Annotated in this window: 15 protein-coding genes and 1 pseudogene; 6 read left to right on the forward strand and 10 right to left on the reverse strand. The window is 72.9% G+C overall.

Annotated elements, in window-relative coordinates; all coding sequences use genetic code 11:
• Positions 1 to 54 precede the first annotated feature (54 nt).
• The 6 genes from AB0E62_RS17360 to AB0E62_RS17385 are packed head-to-tail and all read right to left on the reverse strand — an operon-like array spanning position 55 to position 7,263.
• Positions 55 to 1,485 carry an FAD-dependent oxidoreductase gene (locus tag AB0E62_RS17360; protein WP_362193667.1) on the reverse strand — a complete coding sequence of 477 codons (1,431 nt, stop codon included), beginning with the start codon at positions 1,483 to 1,485 and terminating at the stop codon, positions 55 to 57.
• 57 nt (positions 1,486 to 1,542) lie between these two features.
• On the reverse strand, positions 1,543 to 2,343 hold the full coding sequence (locus AB0E62_RS17365) for an ABC transporter permease (protein ID WP_362193670.1): 801 nt from the start codon (positions 2,341 to 2,343) through the stop codon (positions 1,543 to 1,545).
• Positions 2,344 to 3,273, reverse strand: a complete 930-nt coding sequence (locus AB0E62_RS17370; protein ID WP_362193673.1) for an ABC transporter permease — start codon at positions 3,271 to 3,273, stop codon at positions 2,344 to 2,346.
• Entirely contained in the window at positions 3,273 to 4,424 is a 1,152-nt protein-coding gene (locus AB0E62_RS17375) for an ABC transporter ATP-binding protein (RefSeq protein WP_362193676.1), read from the reverse strand. Before AB0E62_RS17375 ends, AB0E62_RS17370 begins: the two co-directional genes overlap by 1 nt.
• A gap of 2 nt (positions 4,425 to 4,426) precedes the next feature.
• On the reverse strand, positions 4,427 to 5,674 hold the full coding sequence (locus tag AB0E62_RS17380) for a spermidine/putrescine ABC transporter substrate-binding protein (RefSeq protein ID WP_362193679.1): 1,248 nt from the start codon (positions 5,672 to 5,674) through the stop codon (positions 4,427 to 4,429).
• Positions 5,675 to 5,727: 53 nt separating this feature from the next.
• Positions 5,728 to 7,263, reverse strand: coding sequence for a gamma-aminobutyraldehyde dehydrogenase (locus AB0E62_RS17385; protein WP_362193682.1), 1,536 nt, complete (start codon positions 7,261 to 7,263; stop codon positions 5,728 to 5,730).
• Positions 7,264 to 7,471: 208 nt separating this feature from the next.
• On the opposite strand from AB0E62_RS17385, the gene AB0E62_RS17390 reads away from it, so the two are divergent.
• Positions 7,472 to 8,035, forward strand: coding sequence for an NADAR family protein (locus AB0E62_RS17390; protein ID WP_362193685.1), 564 nt, complete (start codon positions 7,472 to 7,474; stop codon positions 8,033 to 8,035).
• A 481-nt stretch (positions 8,036 to 8,516) separates the two neighbouring features.
• Here the strand turns inward: AB0E62_RS17390 and AB0E62_RS17395 are convergent, their stop codons facing one another.
• The gene (locus AB0E62_RS17395) at positions 8,517 to 9,266 is read right to left on the reverse strand and encodes a DUF4190 domain-containing protein (RefSeq protein WP_362193687.1); all 750 of its coding nucleotides are present in this window, start codon (positions 9,264 to 9,266) and stop codon (positions 8,517 to 8,519) included.
• Between the two features lie 426 nt (positions 9,267 to 9,692).
• Between AB0E62_RS17395 and AB0E62_RS17400 the strand changes: the two are divergent.
• Together AB0E62_RS17400 and AB0E62_RS17405 are read left to right on the forward strand one after the other, a co-directional pair.
• A pseudogene (locus tag AB0E62_RS17400) lies at positions 9,693 to 10,818 on the forward strand (adenosine deaminase).
• 128 nt (positions 10,819 to 10,946) lie between these two features.
• Positions 10,947 to 11,630 carry a glycerophosphodiester phosphodiesterase gene (locus tag AB0E62_RS17405; RefSeq protein ID WP_362193690.1) on the forward strand — a complete coding sequence of 228 codons (684 nt, stop codon included), beginning with the start codon at positions 10,947 to 10,949 and terminating at the stop codon, positions 11,628 to 11,630.
• Here AB0E62_RS17405 and AB0E62_RS17410 read toward each other — a convergent pair.
• The gene (locus tag AB0E62_RS17410; RefSeq protein ID WP_362193693.1) at positions 11,584 to 12,222 is read right to left on the reverse strand and encodes an NAD(P)-binding domain-containing protein; all 639 of its coding nucleotides are present in this window, start codon (positions 12,220 to 12,222) and stop codon (positions 11,584 to 11,586) included. The genes AB0E62_RS17405 and AB0E62_RS17410 overlap by 47 nt on opposite strands.
• A gap of 72 nt (positions 12,223 to 12,294) precedes the next feature.
• On the opposite strand from AB0E62_RS17410, the gene AB0E62_RS17415 reads away from it, so the two are divergent.
• The gene (locus tag AB0E62_RS17415) at positions 12,295 to 12,669 is read left to right on the forward strand and encodes a helix-turn-helix domain-containing protein (protein WP_362193696.1); all 375 of its coding nucleotides are present in this window, start codon (positions 12,295 to 12,297) and stop codon (positions 12,667 to 12,669) included.
• Between the two features lie 148 nt (positions 12,670 to 12,817).
• A complete protein-coding gene (locus AB0E62_RS17420) occupies positions 12,818 to 13,984 on the forward strand; it encodes a serine hydrolase domain-containing protein (RefSeq protein ID WP_362193699.1) in 1,167 nt (388 codons plus the stop codon).
• On the opposite strand, the gene AB0E62_RS17425 is transcribed toward AB0E62_RS17420, so the two are convergent.
• Together AB0E62_RS17425 and AB0E62_RS17430 are read right to left on the reverse strand one after the other, a co-directional pair.
• A complete protein-coding gene (locus AB0E62_RS17425; protein WP_362193702.1) occupies positions 13,974 to 14,507 on the reverse strand; it encodes a hypothetical protein in 534 nt (177 codons plus the stop codon). The genes AB0E62_RS17420 and AB0E62_RS17425 overlap by 11 nt on opposite strands.
• Before the next feature lie 31 nt (positions 14,508 to 14,538).
• The gene (locus AB0E62_RS17430) at positions 14,539 to 15,183 is read right to left on the reverse strand and encodes a nitroreductase family protein (protein ID WP_362193705.1); all 645 of its coding nucleotides are present in this window, start codon (positions 15,181 to 15,183) and stop codon (positions 14,539 to 14,541) included.
• Between the two features lie 85 nt (positions 15,184 to 15,268).
• On the opposite strand from AB0E62_RS17430, the gene AB0E62_RS17435 reads away from it, so the two are divergent.
• The gene (locus AB0E62_RS17435; protein ID WP_362193708.1) at positions 15,269 to 15,949 is read left to right on the forward strand and encodes an IclR family transcriptional regulator C-terminal domain-containing protein; all 681 of its coding nucleotides are present in this window, start codon (positions 15,269 to 15,271) and stop codon (positions 15,947 to 15,949) included.
• The last annotated feature ends 15 nt before the right edge of the window (positions 15,950 to 15,964 follow it).

A 15,964-nucleotide genomic window follows, 5' to 3' on the forward strand; every position in this document is an offset into this window, starting at 1 on the left:
AGCCCCGGGGCATTACGCGACTTCGCCCGGTCCGCCCGGGTGAACCGGGTCACATCAGCTGTCGAAGCCCAGCCCCAGCCGGTCCATCGTCCGCAGCCACAGGTTCCGCCGGCCGCCGTGCGCGTCCGCGCGGGCCAGCGACCACTTGGTGAGGGCGATCCCGGTCCAGGCGAACGGCTCGGGCGGGAACGGCAGCGGCTTCTTGCGGACCATCTCCAGCTCCGTGCGCTCGGTGCGCTCCCCGTCCAGCAGGTCCAGCATCACGTCCGCGCCGAAGCGGGTGGCGCCGACCCCGAGGCCCGTGTAACCGGCCGCGTAGGCCACACGGCCCTGGTGGGCGGTGCCGAAGAACGCGGAGAACCGGGAGCAGGTGTCGATCGCGCCGCCCCAGGCGTGGGTGAAGCGGACGCCCTCCAGCTGCGGGAAGCAGGTGAAGAAGTGGCCGGCGAGCTTGGCGTACGTCTCGGGCCGGTCGTCGTACTCGGCGCGCACCCGGCCGCCGTACGGGTAGACGGCGTCGTAGCCGCCCCACAGGACGCGGTTGTCGGCGGAGAGCCGGAAGTAATGGAACTGGTTGGCGCTGTCCCCGAGGCCCTGCCGGTTCTTCCAGCCGACGGCGGCGAGCTGCCCGGCGGTCAGCGGCTCGGTCATCAGGGCGTAGTCGTAGACCGGGACGGTGTACGAGCGCACGCGCCGCACCAGGCTGGGGAAGATGTTGGTGCCGAGCGCGACCTTGCGGGCGCGGACGGCGCCGTACGGGGTGCGTACGGCCATCCCGGCGCCGTAGGTCTTCAGGGTGAGGGCGGGCGTGTGCTCGTAGATCCGCACCCCGAGCCGGAGACAGGCCTGCTTCAGGCCCCAGGCGAGCTTGGCCGGGTGCAGCATGGCCACGCCCCGGCGGTCCCACAGGCCCGCCTGGAAGGTGGGCGAGTCCACCTCGGCGCGCACGGCGTCGGCGTCCAGGAACTCGATGCCGTCGGCGAGGCCCTTCTCCTCCAGTTCCCGGTGCCAGTCCTTCAGCTCCCAGGCCTGGTAGGTCTCGGTGGCCACGTCGATCTCGCCGGTGCGTTCGAAGTCGCAGTCGATGTTGTACCGGGCGACGGCGGCCTCGATCTCGTCGAGGTTGCGCCGGCCCAGCTCCTCCAGCCGGTGGATCTCGCCGGGCCAGCGGGTCAGGCCGTTGGGCAGCCCGTGGGTGAGGGAGGCGGCGCAGAAGCCGCCGTTGCGGCCGGAGGCGGCCCAGCCCACCTCGCGGCCTTCCAGCAGGACGACATCGCGCCCGGGGTCGCGCTCCTTGGCGTTCAGCGCGGTCCACAGTCCGCTGTAGCCGCCGCCGATCACCAGCAGGTCGCAGGTCTCGGCGGAGGTGAGGGCGGGCTCGGCGGCCGGCTTGCCGGGGTCTTCCAGCCAGTACGGGACCGGCTGGGCTTCGGAGAGAGAGGCGATCCAGTTGTCTTTCCCACGGCTCATGGCGCTTGGGGCCATGATTTCAACTCCCTACAGAGGCTTTCCGAGAAGGCCCGAGAAAAAGGCCTGTGAGGCCTATGCCTTTTGCTTGTTCCGGCGGTTTCCGACGGCCATCGCGACCAGGACGAACAGGACGGCGAGGAGGAACATGGCGGTACCGATCACATTGATCTGCACGGGCGTTCCGCGCTGCGCCGAGCCCCAGACGAACATCGGGAAGGTGACGGTCGAGCCGGCGTTGAAATTGGTGATGATGAAATCGTCGAAGGAGAGCGCGAACGACAGCAGCGCGCCCGCGGCGATCCCGGGTGCCGCGATGGGCAGGGTGACCCGCCAGAAGGTCTGCACGGGACCGGCGTACAGGTCCCGGGCGGCCTCCTCCAGACGCGGGTCCATCGACATCACGCGCGCCTTGACCGCGGTGACGACGAAGCTCAGGCAGAACATGATGTGGGCGATCAGGATCGTCCAGAAGCCCAGCTGGGCGCCCATGTTGAGGAACAGGGTGAGCAGCGAGGCGGCCATGACCACCTCGGGCATCGCCATCGGCAGGAAGATCAGCGAGCTGACGGCGCCGCGCGCGCGGAAGCGGTAGCGGACCAGCGCGAAGGAGATCATCGTGCCGAGGACCGTGGCGCCGACCGTCGCCCAGACGGCGATCTGGAGGCTGAGGGACAGCGAGCCGCACATGTCGGCGACCCCGCACGGGTCCTTCCAGGCGTCCGTGGAGAACCGCTGCCATTCGTAATTGAAGCGCCCCTTCGGTTTGTTGAAGGAGAACACCGTGACGACGACGTTCGGCAGCAGCAGATAGGCGAGGGTCAGCAGGCCGGCGATGACGACGAGCCGGCGCTTGAGCCAGTTGAGGAAGGGCATCTAGACCAGGTCCTCCGTCCCCGACCGGCGGATGTAGAAGGTGACCATGGCCAGGATGGCGGCCATGAGGATGAAGGAGAGGGCGGCGGCCGTCGGGTAGTCCAGGACGCGCAGGAACTGCGTCTGGATGACGTTGCCGATCATGCGGGTGTCGGTGGAGCCGAGGAGTTCGGCGTTGACGTAGTCGCCGGCGGCCGGGATGAAGGTGAGCAGCGTCCCGGAGACCACGCCCGGCATGGACAGCGGGAAGGTGACCTTCCGGAAGGTGGTCCAGGGCCTGGCGTACAGGTCGCCAGCCGCCTCGTGCAGCCGGCCGTCGATCCGCTCCAGCGAGCTGTACAGCGGCAGGATCATGAACGGCAGGAAGTTGTACGTCAGCCCGCACACCACGGCCAGCGGGGTGGCCAGCACCCGGTCACCGGCCGTCCAGCCGAGCCAGCCGGTGAGGTCCAGGACGTGCAGGGTGTTCAGGGCGTGCACGACCGGGCCGTTGTCGGCGAGGATCGTCTTCCAGGCGAGGGTGCGGATCAGGAAGCTGGTGAAGAACGGCGCTATCACCAGGATCATGATCAGGTTGCGCCAGCGGCCGGCCCGGAAGGCGATGAGGTAGGCCAGCGGATAGCCGAGCAGCAGGCACAGCACGGTCGCGGCGGCGGCGTAGCACACGGAGCGCAGGAACTGCGGCCAGTACGCGGACAGTGCGTCCCAGTAGGTCGCGAAGTGCCAGGTGACCTTGTAGCCCTGTTCCAGGGAGCCCTGCTGGACGGAGGTGGAGGCCTGGTAGACCATCGGCAGCGCGAAGAAGACGATCAGCCACAGCATGCCGGGCAGCAGCAGCCAGTACGGGGTGAGCCGGCCGCGCCGGCGCGGGGGCTTCTCCTCGGGTGCCGCGGGGTTGAGCGGCGGGGGCGCCTCGGTGAGCGTGGACATCAGGCGGCGACCTCTTCCTCGGTGCCCGCGTCGATGTCCTGGCCGGCGTCCAGCGCGAAGGTGTGGGCCGGGCTCCAGTGCAGGACGACCTCGGCGCCGGGCACCAGCCGGCCGTCGCGCTCGACGTTCTGCACGTACACCGACAGGCCGGGGCAGACCGGGCTGTCGATGACGTACTGCGTGGAGACGCCGATGAAGCTGGCGTCGGCGATCTTCCCGGTGAGCCGGTTGCGGCCGGCCGGGATCTCCCCCGCGTCGTCGGCGTGCGTGAGCGAGATCTTCTCCGGGCGGATGCCGACCAGCACCTTGCCGCCGGCTGCCGTCGGGGCGGTACACCGGGCGCCGGGCAGCACCAGCTTGCCGTCGCCCGCCTTCAGCACGACGTCGTCGCCGCTGCGGGTGTCGACCTCGGCCTCGATCAGGTTGGAGGTGCCGAGGAAGTTCGCGACGAACGTGGTCCGCGGGTTCTCGTACAGGTCGGCCGGCGCGCCGAGCTGCTCGACCCGGCCGCCGTTCATCACGGCGACCGTGTCGGCCATGGTCATGGCCTCCTCCTGGTCGTGCGTGACGTGGACGAAGGTGATGCCGACCTCGGTCTGGATGCGCTTGAGCTCCAGCTGCATCTGGCGGCGCAGCTTCAGGTCGAGGGCGCCGAGCGGCTCGTCCAGCAGCAGCACCCTGGGGTGGTTGATCAGGGCGCGGGCCACGGCGACCCGCTGCTGCTGGCCGCCGGAGAGCTGGTGCGGCTTCTTGCGGGCCTGCTCGCCCAGCTGGACCAGCTCCAGCATCTCCTCGACCTGCTTCTTCACGCTCTTGATGCCGCGCCGGCGCAGGCCGAAGGCGACGTTCTCGAAGATGTCGAGGTGCGGGAAGAGCGCGTAGGACTGGAACACCGTGTTCACCGGCCGCTTGTACGGCGGCAGCCGGGTGACGTCCTGGTCGCCGAGCCGGACGGTGCCCGTGGTGGGCTCCTCCAGGCCGGCGATCATGCGCAGGGTGGTGGTCTTGCCGCAGCCGGAGGCGCCGAGCAGGGCGAAGAAGGAGCCCTCCGGCACGGTCAGGTCCAGCGGGTGCACGGCGGTGAAGGAGCCGTAGGTCTTGGAGATTCCCGAGAGGCGGACGTCGCCGCTGTTGTCTGGTGTCGTCTTCATCGTCACGCCCCTGTGAGCTTCGCGAACTTTCCTTCGTAGGCCGTCTCTTCCTTCTGGCTCAGGGAGCGGAAGGCATGGGACTTGGCCTGCATGGCCTGGTCGGGGACGATCAGCGGATTGTCCGCCGCGTCCTGGTCGATCTTCGCAAGGTAGGGCTTCACCCCGTCGACCGGTGTCACGTAGTTGATGTACGCGGCGAGCGCGGCGGCCTGCCGCGGCTCGTAGTAGAAGTCGATCAGCCGTTCGGCGTTCGTCTTGTGGCGGGCCTTGTTGGGGACGCACAGGTTGTCGGTCGACGTCACATAGCCGCTGTCGGGGATGACGAAGTCGATGTGCGGGTTGTCCGACTTGAGCTGGACGACGTCACCCGCCCAGGCGACGCAGGCCGCGAAGTCGCCCTTGGACAGGTCGGAGGTGTAGTCGTTGCCGGTGAAGCGGCGGATCTGGCCCTTGTCGACGGCCTTCTGGAGGCGGGCGATGGCCGCGTCGTAGTCGTCGTCGGTGAACTTCGCGGGGTCCTTGCCCATGTCGAGCAGGGTCATGCCCACGCTGTCGCGCATCTCCGACAGGAAGCCGACGCGTCCCTTGAGCTTCGGGTTGTCCAGCAGGTCGGAGACCGAGCGCACCTCGATGCCGTCCAGTGCCTTCTTGTTGAAGGCGATGACGGTGGAGATGCCCTGCCAGGGGTACGAGTACGCCCGCCCGGGGTCCCAGTCCGGGTCGCGGAACTGGGCCGAGAGGTTGGTGTAGGCGTGCGGCAGGTGGGAGGGGTCCAGTTTCTGCACCCAGCCGAGGCGGATCATCCGGGCGGCCAGCCAGTCGGTGAGGACGATCAGGTCCCGGCCGGTGTCCTGGCCGGCGGCGAGCTGGGGTTTGATCTTGCCGAAGAACTCGTTGTTGTCGTTGATGTCCTCGGTGTAGTGGACGGTGATGCCGGTCCGCTCGCGGAAGGTCTCCAGGGTGGGGTGGTGCTTGCCGCTGTCGTCGACGTCCAGGTACTCGGTCCAGTTGGAGAAGTTGACCACCTTCTCCGTGGCCGAGCGGTCCTCGGCGGAGGTGCCGCCCTCGCTCCTGCCCGCCGCGGGGATCCCGCAGCCGGCGAGCGTCCCGAGGCCGCCGGCCGCGAGCGCGCCGCCCGTCGCGGCCCGCAGCAGCGACCGGCGGGTCAGGGCGGCCCGGCCGCCGCGCAGGCTGCGCCGCAGGGCGGCCGCTTGGGGCGGGGTCAGGCGTTCGGGCTCGTACTGCTCCATGCGCGTGGTGCCCTTTCGGGAGGGATCGGCCTGGTCAGTGGCCTGGTCGGTCTCTAGCGGTCCCCGAAGACGGTGCGGTGCCAGTCCTTGGCGGCCACCGCGGTGTTGTCGAACATGACGTGCTTGACCTGCGTGTACTCCTCGAAGGAGTACATCGACATGTCCTTGCCGAAGCCCGACGCCTTGTAGCCGCCGTGCGGCATCTCGCTGATGATCGGGATGTGGTCGTTGACCCAGACGCAGCCGGCCTTGATCTCCCGGGTGGCCCGGTTCGCACGGTAGACGTTGCCGGTCCACGCGGAGGCGGCCAGGCCGTACGGCGTGTCGTTGGCCAGCCGCAGCCCCTCGTCGTCGGTGTCGAAGGGCAGCACGACCAGGACCGGGCCGAAGATCTCCGACTGGACGATCTCGCTGTCCTGGGCCGCGTCCGCGATCAGGGTGGGCCGGTAGTAGGCGCCGTCCCGCAGGTCCCCCTGGGGTGCCTCGCCGCCGGTGACCACGCGCGCGTGGCCACGCGCCCGGTCCACGAAGCCGGCCACCCGGTCGCGCTGGGCGTGCGAGATCAGCGGCCCGAGGTCGGTGCCGGGGGCGAACGGGTCGCCGAGCCGCACGGTCTCCATGAGTGCCGCGGTCCGCTCCACGAACGCCTCGTACAGCGGACGCTGCACGTACGCGCGGGTGGCGGCCGTGCAGTCCTGCCCGCTGTTGATGAGCGAGCCCGCGACCGCGCCGTGCGCGGCGGCCTCCAGGTCGGCGTCGTCGAAGACCACGAAGGGCGCCTTGCCGCCCAGCTCCAGGTGCAGCCGCTTGACGGTGGCGGTGGCGATCCCGGCGACGCGCCGGCCGACGGCGGTGGAACCGGTGAAGGAGGTCATCGCCACGTCCGGATGCCCGACCAGGTGCTCGCCGGCCTCCTTGCCGGTCCCGGTGACGATGTTGACCACCCCGTCCGGGATGCCCGCGTCCGTGGCCGCCCGCGCGAACATCAGCGAGGTCAGCGGGGTGATCTCGGCGGGCTTCAGCACGATGGTGTTGCCCGCGGCGATGGCCGGGAGGATCTTCCAGGCGGCCATCTGGAGCGGGTAGTTCCAGGGCGCGATGGAACCGACCACCCCGATGGGCTCGCGCCGGACGTACGACGTGTGGTCCCCGGAGTACTCGCCGGCGGACTGCCCCTGGAGGTGCCGGGCGGCGCCCGCGAAGAAGGCGGTGTTGTCGACCGTGCCCGGCACGTCGAACTCCCGGGTGAGCTTGAGCGGCTTGCCGCACTGGAGGGACTCGGCGCGGGCGAGGTCCTCGGCGCGCTCGGCGAGCACGGCGGCGAACCGGTGCAGCGCCTCCGCGCGTTCGCCCGGGGTGGCCGCGGCCCAGCCCGGGAAAGCCTCCCGCGCGGCGGCGACGGCCGCGTCCACGTCGTCGGGGCCGGCCAGCTCGTAGCGGTACGCCTCCCGGCCGGTGGCGGGGTCGACCACGGCGTGGTGGCGGCCCGAGGTGCCCTTGGCCGGCCGGCCGGCGATGAACTGCGCGCCGTCCGCGAACCGGTCCTGGGCGGGGAATCGTTCCGGGGTGGCGGTGCCCGGGTTGTGCATGTCGTTCTCCTCCGCCGTGACGCCCCGTCCCGGGGGTGGTGACGTAGCTCCAGCTCGAATTGAGTGCCGATCCTGACAGAGCAGTAGGGCACCAACAAGTGATTCCGTTGTTGCCTTTTGGTTACGCGACGGAATCTGTCGACCAGGTGTCGAGTCGGGGGGTGAAAGGACGGACGGAGTGTCAGTGGTGCGTGCCAGACTCGCGTGCATGGGAAAGACCGACGGGGTGGAATCCCTGATCAGGGAGGTCCGGGCGGGGGCCCGGCCGAAGTACCTCCACTTCTGGGGGCACCGGCCGCGGCCGGACGGGCGGACCGGCGCGAGCTGTCTGAGCCAGTGGTGGCCGTCACCGTTCGTGGTGGACGGCGTGGAGTACGCGACGGCGGAGCACTGGATGATGGCCGCCAAGGCCCGGCTGTTCGGGGACGCGGAGACGGAGCGCCGGGTGCTGGCCGCGGAGCATCCCGCCGCGGCGAAGAAGGCGGGGCGGCTGGTCCGCGGGTTCGACGAGGAGACCTGGGAGCGGGAGCGGTTCCGGATCGTGGCCGAGGGCAGCGTGCACAAGTTCGCCGCCCACGCCGACCTCGGTCAGTTCCTGGTGAACACCGGGGACCGCGTGCTGGTGGAGGCGAGCCCCGTGGACCGCGTCTGGGGCATAGGCCTCGCCGCGGACGACGAGGCGGCGTCGGACCCGGAGCGGTGGAAGGGGCTCAACCTCCTCGGCTTCGCCCTGATGGAGGCACGGGAGCGGTTGGCGGGGTCGGGGGGCTGAGACACCGGCCCGCGGCGGCGACGGGCGGGCGCCTGGGCCGGCCGGCGGGACCGGCCACGTCGGACGAAGGTACGCGGCCGGCCGGAACGCCGACGGCCGACGGGACCGGGACCGGACACGAAGGACTGACGGAGCCTGGGGCGGGGCGGTCGACGGAGGCAGGCCCGCTCCCCGGGACCGGCCACGTCGGACGAAGGCACGCGGCCGGCCGGAACACCGACGGCCGACGGGGCCGGGACCAGGACCGGACACGAAGGACTGACGGAGCCTGGGGCGGGTCACCCGACGGCCGCACGGTCAAAGGCAGGAGGCGGACGGGGCAGGTGACCCACGGCCTACGGGACCGGGACCGGACACGAAGGACTGACGGAGCCTGGGGCGGGTCACCGACGGCCGCACGGTCAAGGGCAGGAGGCGCACGGGGCAGGTGACCGACGGCCGACGGGGCCGGGCCGGCGACGGACCGGCGGGCGGCGAGGGGTCAGCCGAACGCCGCGATGATGGCGGCGAACACGATCAGCACCAGCACGACGCCCGTCACACCGCAGATGAGGCCGGCCAGGGCCACGCCGGGGTTCGTGGCCTCGCCCCGCTTCGCCTTCCCCCGGCCCAGCGCGCCGAAGATGATCGCCAGAACGGCCAGCACCAGGGCGAGCGGCCACGCCAGGAAGCCGATGTCCGCGAGGATGCCCAGCACGAGGGAGGCCGTCCCCATGCCGTTGCTCGGCGGCGCCTGCGTGCCGGACCAGCCGTAGCCGTAGCCGTTGCCGGCGGGGTAGGGGGCACCGGCGTACGGGGCGTGGGCGTAGGCGGGCAGGGTGCCCGGGTAGCCGTACGGCACCTGTCCCGGGCCGTCGGGCGCGATGGGCGGCGGCGGCACGGGTTCCGCTCCCGCGGGCGGGCCGAAGACATGCGGGGCCGGGGCCGCCGGTCCGGCGGCAGGGGGTGCGAAGGGATTCGGGGCGGGATACGGGTCCGGGCCGGGAGCCGCGAAGGAATGCGGGCCCTGGTGCGGGCCGGAAGGGGCGAAGGGGTGCCGCGGGGGTGTGGGCGCGGGGGGCGCGAAGGGGTTCGGCTGCGGGGCGGCGGGCGGGGCCGGCACGGCGTGCGGCGCGGCGGCCGGGACCGCGGTTCCGTCGGCGGGACCGGCCCAGCGGGCGGGCGGGGCGGCGGCGGGCGCCGGCCGCTCCGGGGTCGCCGGCAGCGAGGTCAGGGTCCGCTGGTCGTGCACGGAGGCGGGGGCCGGGGGCGCGTCGTGGAGGCGCGCCTGGGCCGCTCCGGGTGCCGCGGACGCCGGTGACCGGTCCGCTCCCGGCGTCGCGGGAGCCGGTGTCCCCTCCGCCCCTGCCCCTTCCGCCCCGGGTTCCGCCGGTCCCGGTATTCGGTCCCCGGGGGACGCCACAGAGGCCGGTGCCGGTGCCGTCTCCTTGTCCAGGGAGACCCGGTGGCCCAGGGAGTCCCGGGGAGTCGCGGATCCGTACCCGGGAGCCGGTGCGCCCGTTTCCTGGAGGGGCGCGGTCTGCTCCCCCGGTGTGGACTGCGGCGCCTCGTCGGACATGGTGAAGGGACCCCTCTCCTGGACGTCCCGTCATGCTACGGGCCGCACGGGACACCGCGGCCCCGGGGCCTACGATGAACCCGCGCCACCGATCAGCCGATCACCGCGCCCGGGCCGCCGCCGCGGTCCGCGGGCGCCGTTCCCGGGGAGGAACCCCTTGACCGACACCGCCGTACCCGCCACCGGCACCGCCGACCGCGGGCTGCACGCCTTCATCGCGGGACTGCCCAAGGCCGAACTGCACGTCCACCACGTCGGTTCCGCCTCCCCCCGCATCGTCTCGGAGCTGTCCGCCCGCCACCCCGACTCGAAGGTCCCCACCGACCCCGAGGCCCTGGCCGACTACTTCACCTTCACGGACTTCGCGCACTTCATCGAGGTCTATCTGTCGGTGGTGGACCTGATCCGCACCCCCGAGGACGTCCGGCTGCTCACCTACGAGGTGGCCCGCGACCTGGCCCGGCAGCAGGTGCGGTACGCGGAGCTGACCATCACCCCCTTCTCCTCCACCCGGCGCGGGATCGACGAGCGGGCCTTCATGGACGCGATCGAGGACGCCCGCAAGGCCGCCGAGGCGGAGTTCGGGACCGTACTGCGCTGGTGCTTCGACATTCCCGGCGAGGCCGGCCTGGAGGCGGCCGAGGAGACCGTGCGGCTGGCCACCGAGGACCGGATCCGCCCGGAGGGCCTGGTGTCGTTCGGGCTCGGCGGGCCGGAGATCGGTGTGCCCCGGCCGCAGTTCAAGCCGTACTTCGACCGGGCCATCGCCGCCGGCCTGCACTCCGTGCCGCACGCCGGGGAGACGACCGGCCCGGAGACGGTGTGGGACGCGCTGCGCGACCTGCGCGCCGAGCGCATCGGGCACGGCACCAGTTCCGCGCGGGACCCGGAGCTGCTGGCCCACCTCGCCGAGCACCGCATCCCGCTGGAGGTCTGCCCGACCTCCAACATCGCCACCCGCGCGGTCCGCACCCTGGAGGAGCACCCGGTCAAGGAGTTCACCCGGGCCGGGGTGCTGGTGACGATCAACTCCGACGATCCGCCGATGTTCGGCACCGACCTGAACAACGAGTACGCGGTCGCCGCCCGGCTCCTGGGGCTGGACGAGCGGGGCCTCGCCGCGCTCGCCAAGAACGCCGTGGAGGTCTCGTTCCTGGACGCGGCGGGCAAGGCCCGCATCGCCCGGGAGATCGACGACTACACCACCGCCTGGCTCGCCGGCTGAGCCGGCCGGCGAGCCCGGCACCCCCGGCCCCCGCCCGCCGAGCGGGGGCCCGCGCCGTACGCCCAGCACCCCGGCCCGGCCGGGCCCCCCACCCGGCGCCCGGCCGCCGCACGGCCACAATGGGGCCCATGCAGACCGTGACCGCCGTGGCCCACCGCGGCGACCCCTACCGTTTCCGTGAGAACACCCTCGACTCGCTGCGTTCCGCGCTCGGGCGGGGCGCGGACGCCGTCGAGATCGACGTACGGCTCACCCGGGACGGCGTGCCCGTGCTGCTGCACGACGAGACGCTGCGCCGGCTGTGGGGGGTGGACCGGCCGCTGGGCGCGCTGACCGCCGAGGAGCTGCGCGGGCTGACGGCGGGCGGGGTCCCGACGCTGGCCCAGGCGCTGGCCGCGACCGGTGAGAGCCGGGTGATGGTGGACCTGTGCGGGCCGGTGGGCCGCCGTACGGTCGAGCGGACGCTGGACGTGATCCGGCAGAGCGGCGCGCACGACCGCGTCTGCTTCAGCGCGGGCGCCGAGGCGATGCTCGCCCTGCGGGCCGCCGACCCGGCCGCGGAGATCGCCCTGACCTGGACGACCCTGGCCCCGCCCCGCCCGGCGCTGCTCGCCGCGGTCCGGCCGCGCTGGCTCAACTACCGTTTCCCGCTGGTCGGCCGGGAACTGGCGGCCCGGGTCCACCGCGACGGCTGCCTGCTGTCCGTGTGGACCCCGGACACCCGCCGCTCCATGAGCAGGCTGCTGGAGCTGGGCGTGGACTCGATCACGACGAACCGGATCGACGTCCTGCACGCCCTGCGCTCCCGCTGACCCCGGCGAACTCCAGCGGCGGCGCGATCGCCTGGGCGTCCGCGCCCTCCCCCACCCACAGCCGGATCAGCAGCGCGGCCGTCGCCTCCACCAGTCCGGCCCGGTCCAGCCCGCCGGCGTCCAGCGGCGTACCGCCCAGGTCACGGACGAGCCGCCGGACGACGGCCAGGGCCTCCGTGTCGTCCCCGCACAGCGGGACGGCGAGCGGGCGGCCTGCGAAGACCGGCGGGGTCAGCCGCCACACGCTCTCGTGGCACAGGTTGAACGCCTTGACCACGCGGGCGGCGGGAGCGGCGGCGGCGATCCGCTCGGCCGCGGCCGGGCCGCCGGCCGTGAGCAGCCCGAAGCCCGGGCCGACGGGGTTGGTGCAGTCGATCAGCACCCGCCCGGCCAGGGTGTCGGCGAGCCCGGCGACGACGTCCACGACCGCCGGGTACGGCACGGCGAGCAGCACCGCGTCGGTGCCGTGCCCGGCCGCCGCGCGCAGGCCGCCCCGCGACCGGCTGCCGGCGACCACGTCGTGCCCGGCGCGTTCCCACTGCTCGCCCAGTGCCCGCGCCATGGCTCCGGTACCGAGAATTCCGATGCGCACGATGTCCTCCCGTTGTCCGTCCGTCCGGATTCGGGCACGACAGTAGGAAGCCGCTCGGGCACCATTCGGTATGTGAGCCATGACCAGCCCTTCCTCGCCGACTGCCGGGCTCGCCTGGCCTTCGATCTGCTCGCCAACACCTGGAACGCGGTGGTGCTGTGGGCCCTGCGGGACGGCCCGTGCCGGCCGGGCGCACTGCGCGCGCGGATCGGCGGGATCAGCCCGAAGGTGCTGACCGAGACGCTGCGGCGGCTGGAGTTCAACGGGCTGGTGGCCCGCCGGGCGTACGGCGGCGCACCGCCCCGCGTGGAGTACGGACTCACCGGGCTGGGACGGACGTTGCTCGCGCCGATCGACGCGTTCGGGGTGTGGGCCTTCGAGCACGGCGACGAGGTCATGGCGGCTCAGGAGCGGTACGCCGGAGACGGCCGGGCTCCGCTCCCGTAGGGGTCGCCCCCGAAAACTCCCCTACGGCACACGGCTGTTGACCGGGGTCGCACCGGGGTCCGGCACCCTCCTCGGTGAGGATCCGGGCGGCGGTCCACCGGCCGAGGATGATCACGAAGCCGTCCCCGATCTCCTCGAGGAGCCCGCCATGCGCCGTACCCGCGGTACCCGCACGTCCCGCCGCATCCGCCGCAGCGCCCTCGTGGCCGCCGGACTCGTCGCCGCGCTGGCCGCCGGTTCACTGGCCGGACCGGCGTTCGCCGCACCGGCGCCCGCGCCCGCCCCGGTCACCGCACCCGGCCCGGACGCCGAGGCCCTGTCCGACGCGCTCGCCGGGCTGCCCGACCACGACGTCACCGCCGCGCTGGTGCGCGTGGACGGACACGGCGGCTGGCGCGGCACGGCCGGCGTGCGGGATGTCCGCACGGGGGCGCCGGCCCTGGAGAACGCGCGGTTCCGGGCCGGTTCGGTGACGAAGGTGGTCACCGCCGCGATCGTGCTGCAACTGGCGGCGGAGGGCCGCATCGACCTCGACGGCACCGTGCGGCACTATCTGCCGGGCCTGCTCACCGGGGACTTCGAGAAGCCCGTCACCGTACGGCAGTTGCTGAACTACACCAGCGGCCTGTGGTCGGGGGCGTCATCCGGCGACACGGGCGAGGAGGACCCTGCGCACCGCTTCGGGACGCGGACGCCCCGGCAGGTCGTGGCCGAGGCCGTGGCCCGGGGCCCGGCGTACCCGCCGGGTGCGCGGCAGACCTACGGCAACATCCACTACACCGTGCTCGGCCTGCTCATCGAGGAGGTGACCGGTGACTCGTACGCCCACCAGGCCCGGGTGCGGATCTTCCGGCCGCTGGGCATGCGGCACAGCTCCTTCCCCGCCGCCGGGGACACCAGGATCCACGGGCCGCACAACCGGGGCTACGACTGGATCGACGGCAAGCTGGTCGACGTGACCGAGTGGGACATGACCGACCGGTTCGCGGCCGGCGACCTCATCTCGACCACCGCCGACCTGGAACGGTTGCTGGTCGCGCTGTTCCGCGGCCGGGTGGTGCCCGAGCCGCAGCTGCGGGAGATGTTCACCCCGCCCTTCCGCGACGCGCGCTACGGCGCGGCGCTGGAGCGGACCGAGGTGAACGGCAAGGAGGTCTGGGGCAAGGGCGGCTCGCGCCCGGGCTGTGTCACGGTGATCGCCGCGACGGAGGACCTGTCCCGGACCCTCGTCTACGCGGTGAACTCCACCGACGCCAAGGGCGCCGGCCAGGAGGCCGCCGCCGAGCGCTTCGCGCTGCCCGCGTTCAAGCGCTGACGGACGCGGCGGCCGGGGGCGCGGGCGGGGCGCCGAGCGCCTCCAGCCGCTTGATCTTCTTCCGGACGACGTGGAGCGGGACGACGCCGAAGACCCCGAAGGACATGTCGATCAGGCTCCACCAGAAGGGGATGCCCCGGACGGGTCCGCAGACGAGGGCGAGCGGGATGATCCCGGCGCACGCGATCATCCCGAACTCGACCACCCAGATGTTGCGGACGGGGTCGCGGTACGGGCCGTAGAACGCGACCGCGATGACGAGGTGGGCGAAGGCCAGCCAGTCGGTGCCGTACAGCACGAAGGGGTGCTCGGCGTCGACGGTGTCCAGCCCCTCGCGCACCCGGACGATCCACGCCATCAGGCCGGGCAGGTGCTCCGGCACGGACAGGGCGCGCAACGCGCTCTCGGTCCAGCGCAGTTCGTGCACCAGCGGAAAGGCGGTGGCCCCGCTGAGCACGAGGCACACGACGAAGAGGACCAACCAGGCGCGGATGCCCTTGAGCAGGGCGGCTCTGTCGCTCATGGCAGGAGCGTACGCCCGGAATTGAACATGTTCAAAACCTGTCCCAGTGCAGCACCCGGTCCCGGGGGATGCGCGGGGCCGGCCGGAAGTCGGTGCCCAGGGTGAAGGCGACGGGAATGAGCGCCGCCTGCATGACGTCGTCGTACGGGATGCCGAGCACCCGGGCCGACTCCCGCTCGTCGACCAGGTTCCCGGTGGTCCAGCAGGTGCCCAGCCCCCGGGCGCGGGCGGCGAGCATGAAGCTCCACACCGCCGGCAGGATGGACCCCCAGGTACCGGCCTGGCGCAGGACCGGGGCGTGGTCGGTACGGCCCTCCACGCACGGCACGACGAGCGCCGGGACCTCGTGCAGGTGCGCGTACAGGTGCGCGGTGCCGGAGTAGACCCGGTCCATCCGGGCCACGGACGCCCGCCGCACGTCCCGCTCCGGAAGGGGTTCGCTCGCGCCGGGCGTGGTCACCCCGGCCCGCCACACGTCCGCCAGGGCGGCCCGCTGCTCGGGATCGGTGACGACGACGAAGTGCCAGCGCTGCCGGTTGCGTCCGCTCGGCGCCTGGACGGCCAGGTCCACGCACTCCTCCAGCAGCCGGCGCGGCACCGGGCGGGTGAGGTCGAGGCGGTGGCGGACGGCGCGGGTGGTGGACAGCAACTGGTCGGAAGAGAGAGCGAGATCCATGCGTTGACCCTGCCGGGCGGGGCCGGCCGGCGGCAACGCCCGGCTTTCACTGAGCGAAACGCGGGCGGGGCGGACGGAGGAGCGGATGGCGGAGAGCGTCGCGGGACGGGTCTTCTCCGTGCTGGACGCGTTCGTGGACGCGCCGGTCACACTGCGCCTGACGGAGATCGCCCGCCGCACGGGGCTGCCCGTGCCGACCGCGCTGCGCATGGTGCGGGAACTGGTGGCCTGGGGCGGGCTGGAGCGGGGGGCGGACGGCTCCTACCGCCTCGGTACCCGGATCCGTGCCCTCGGTGCCGCCGCCCCCTGCCCGCGCGGCCTGCTGGACACCGCGCTCCCGGCGCTGCGGGCCCTCACCGCCCGCACCGGCGGGCACGCGGACGTGGTGATCCCGGCCGGCGGTAGGGCGCTGTGCCTGGTCACCGGCGCACGGCTGCCCCCGCACGCCACGGCCGCCGGCCAGGTGCTGCTGGCCCACGGTCTGCTCCCGGCCCCGGCCGCCGCCGGGCGGCACACTCCGCGCACCCGCACCGCTCCAGGCGCGCTCGCCGCCCGCCTGGCCCTCGTCCGCTCGTCCGGCCTGGCCGAGGCCCACGAGGAGCACCGGCTGGGCGAACTCTCCTTCGCCGCCCCGGTGTTCCGGGCCGGCTCCCCCGTGGCGGCGGTGACCCTGACCGCCCCGACGACCGCCCGTTCCGCCCGCCTCGCCCCGGCCGTGCGCCGGACGGCGGCGACGGTGAGCCGCGCGCTCAACGAGCAGGCCTGACGCAGCCGGCCGCGG

The organism is Streptomyces sp. NPDC038707 (assembly GCF_040636485.1).
Lineage (GTDB): Bacteria > Actinomycetota > Actinomycetes > Streptomycetales > Streptomycetaceae > Streptomyces.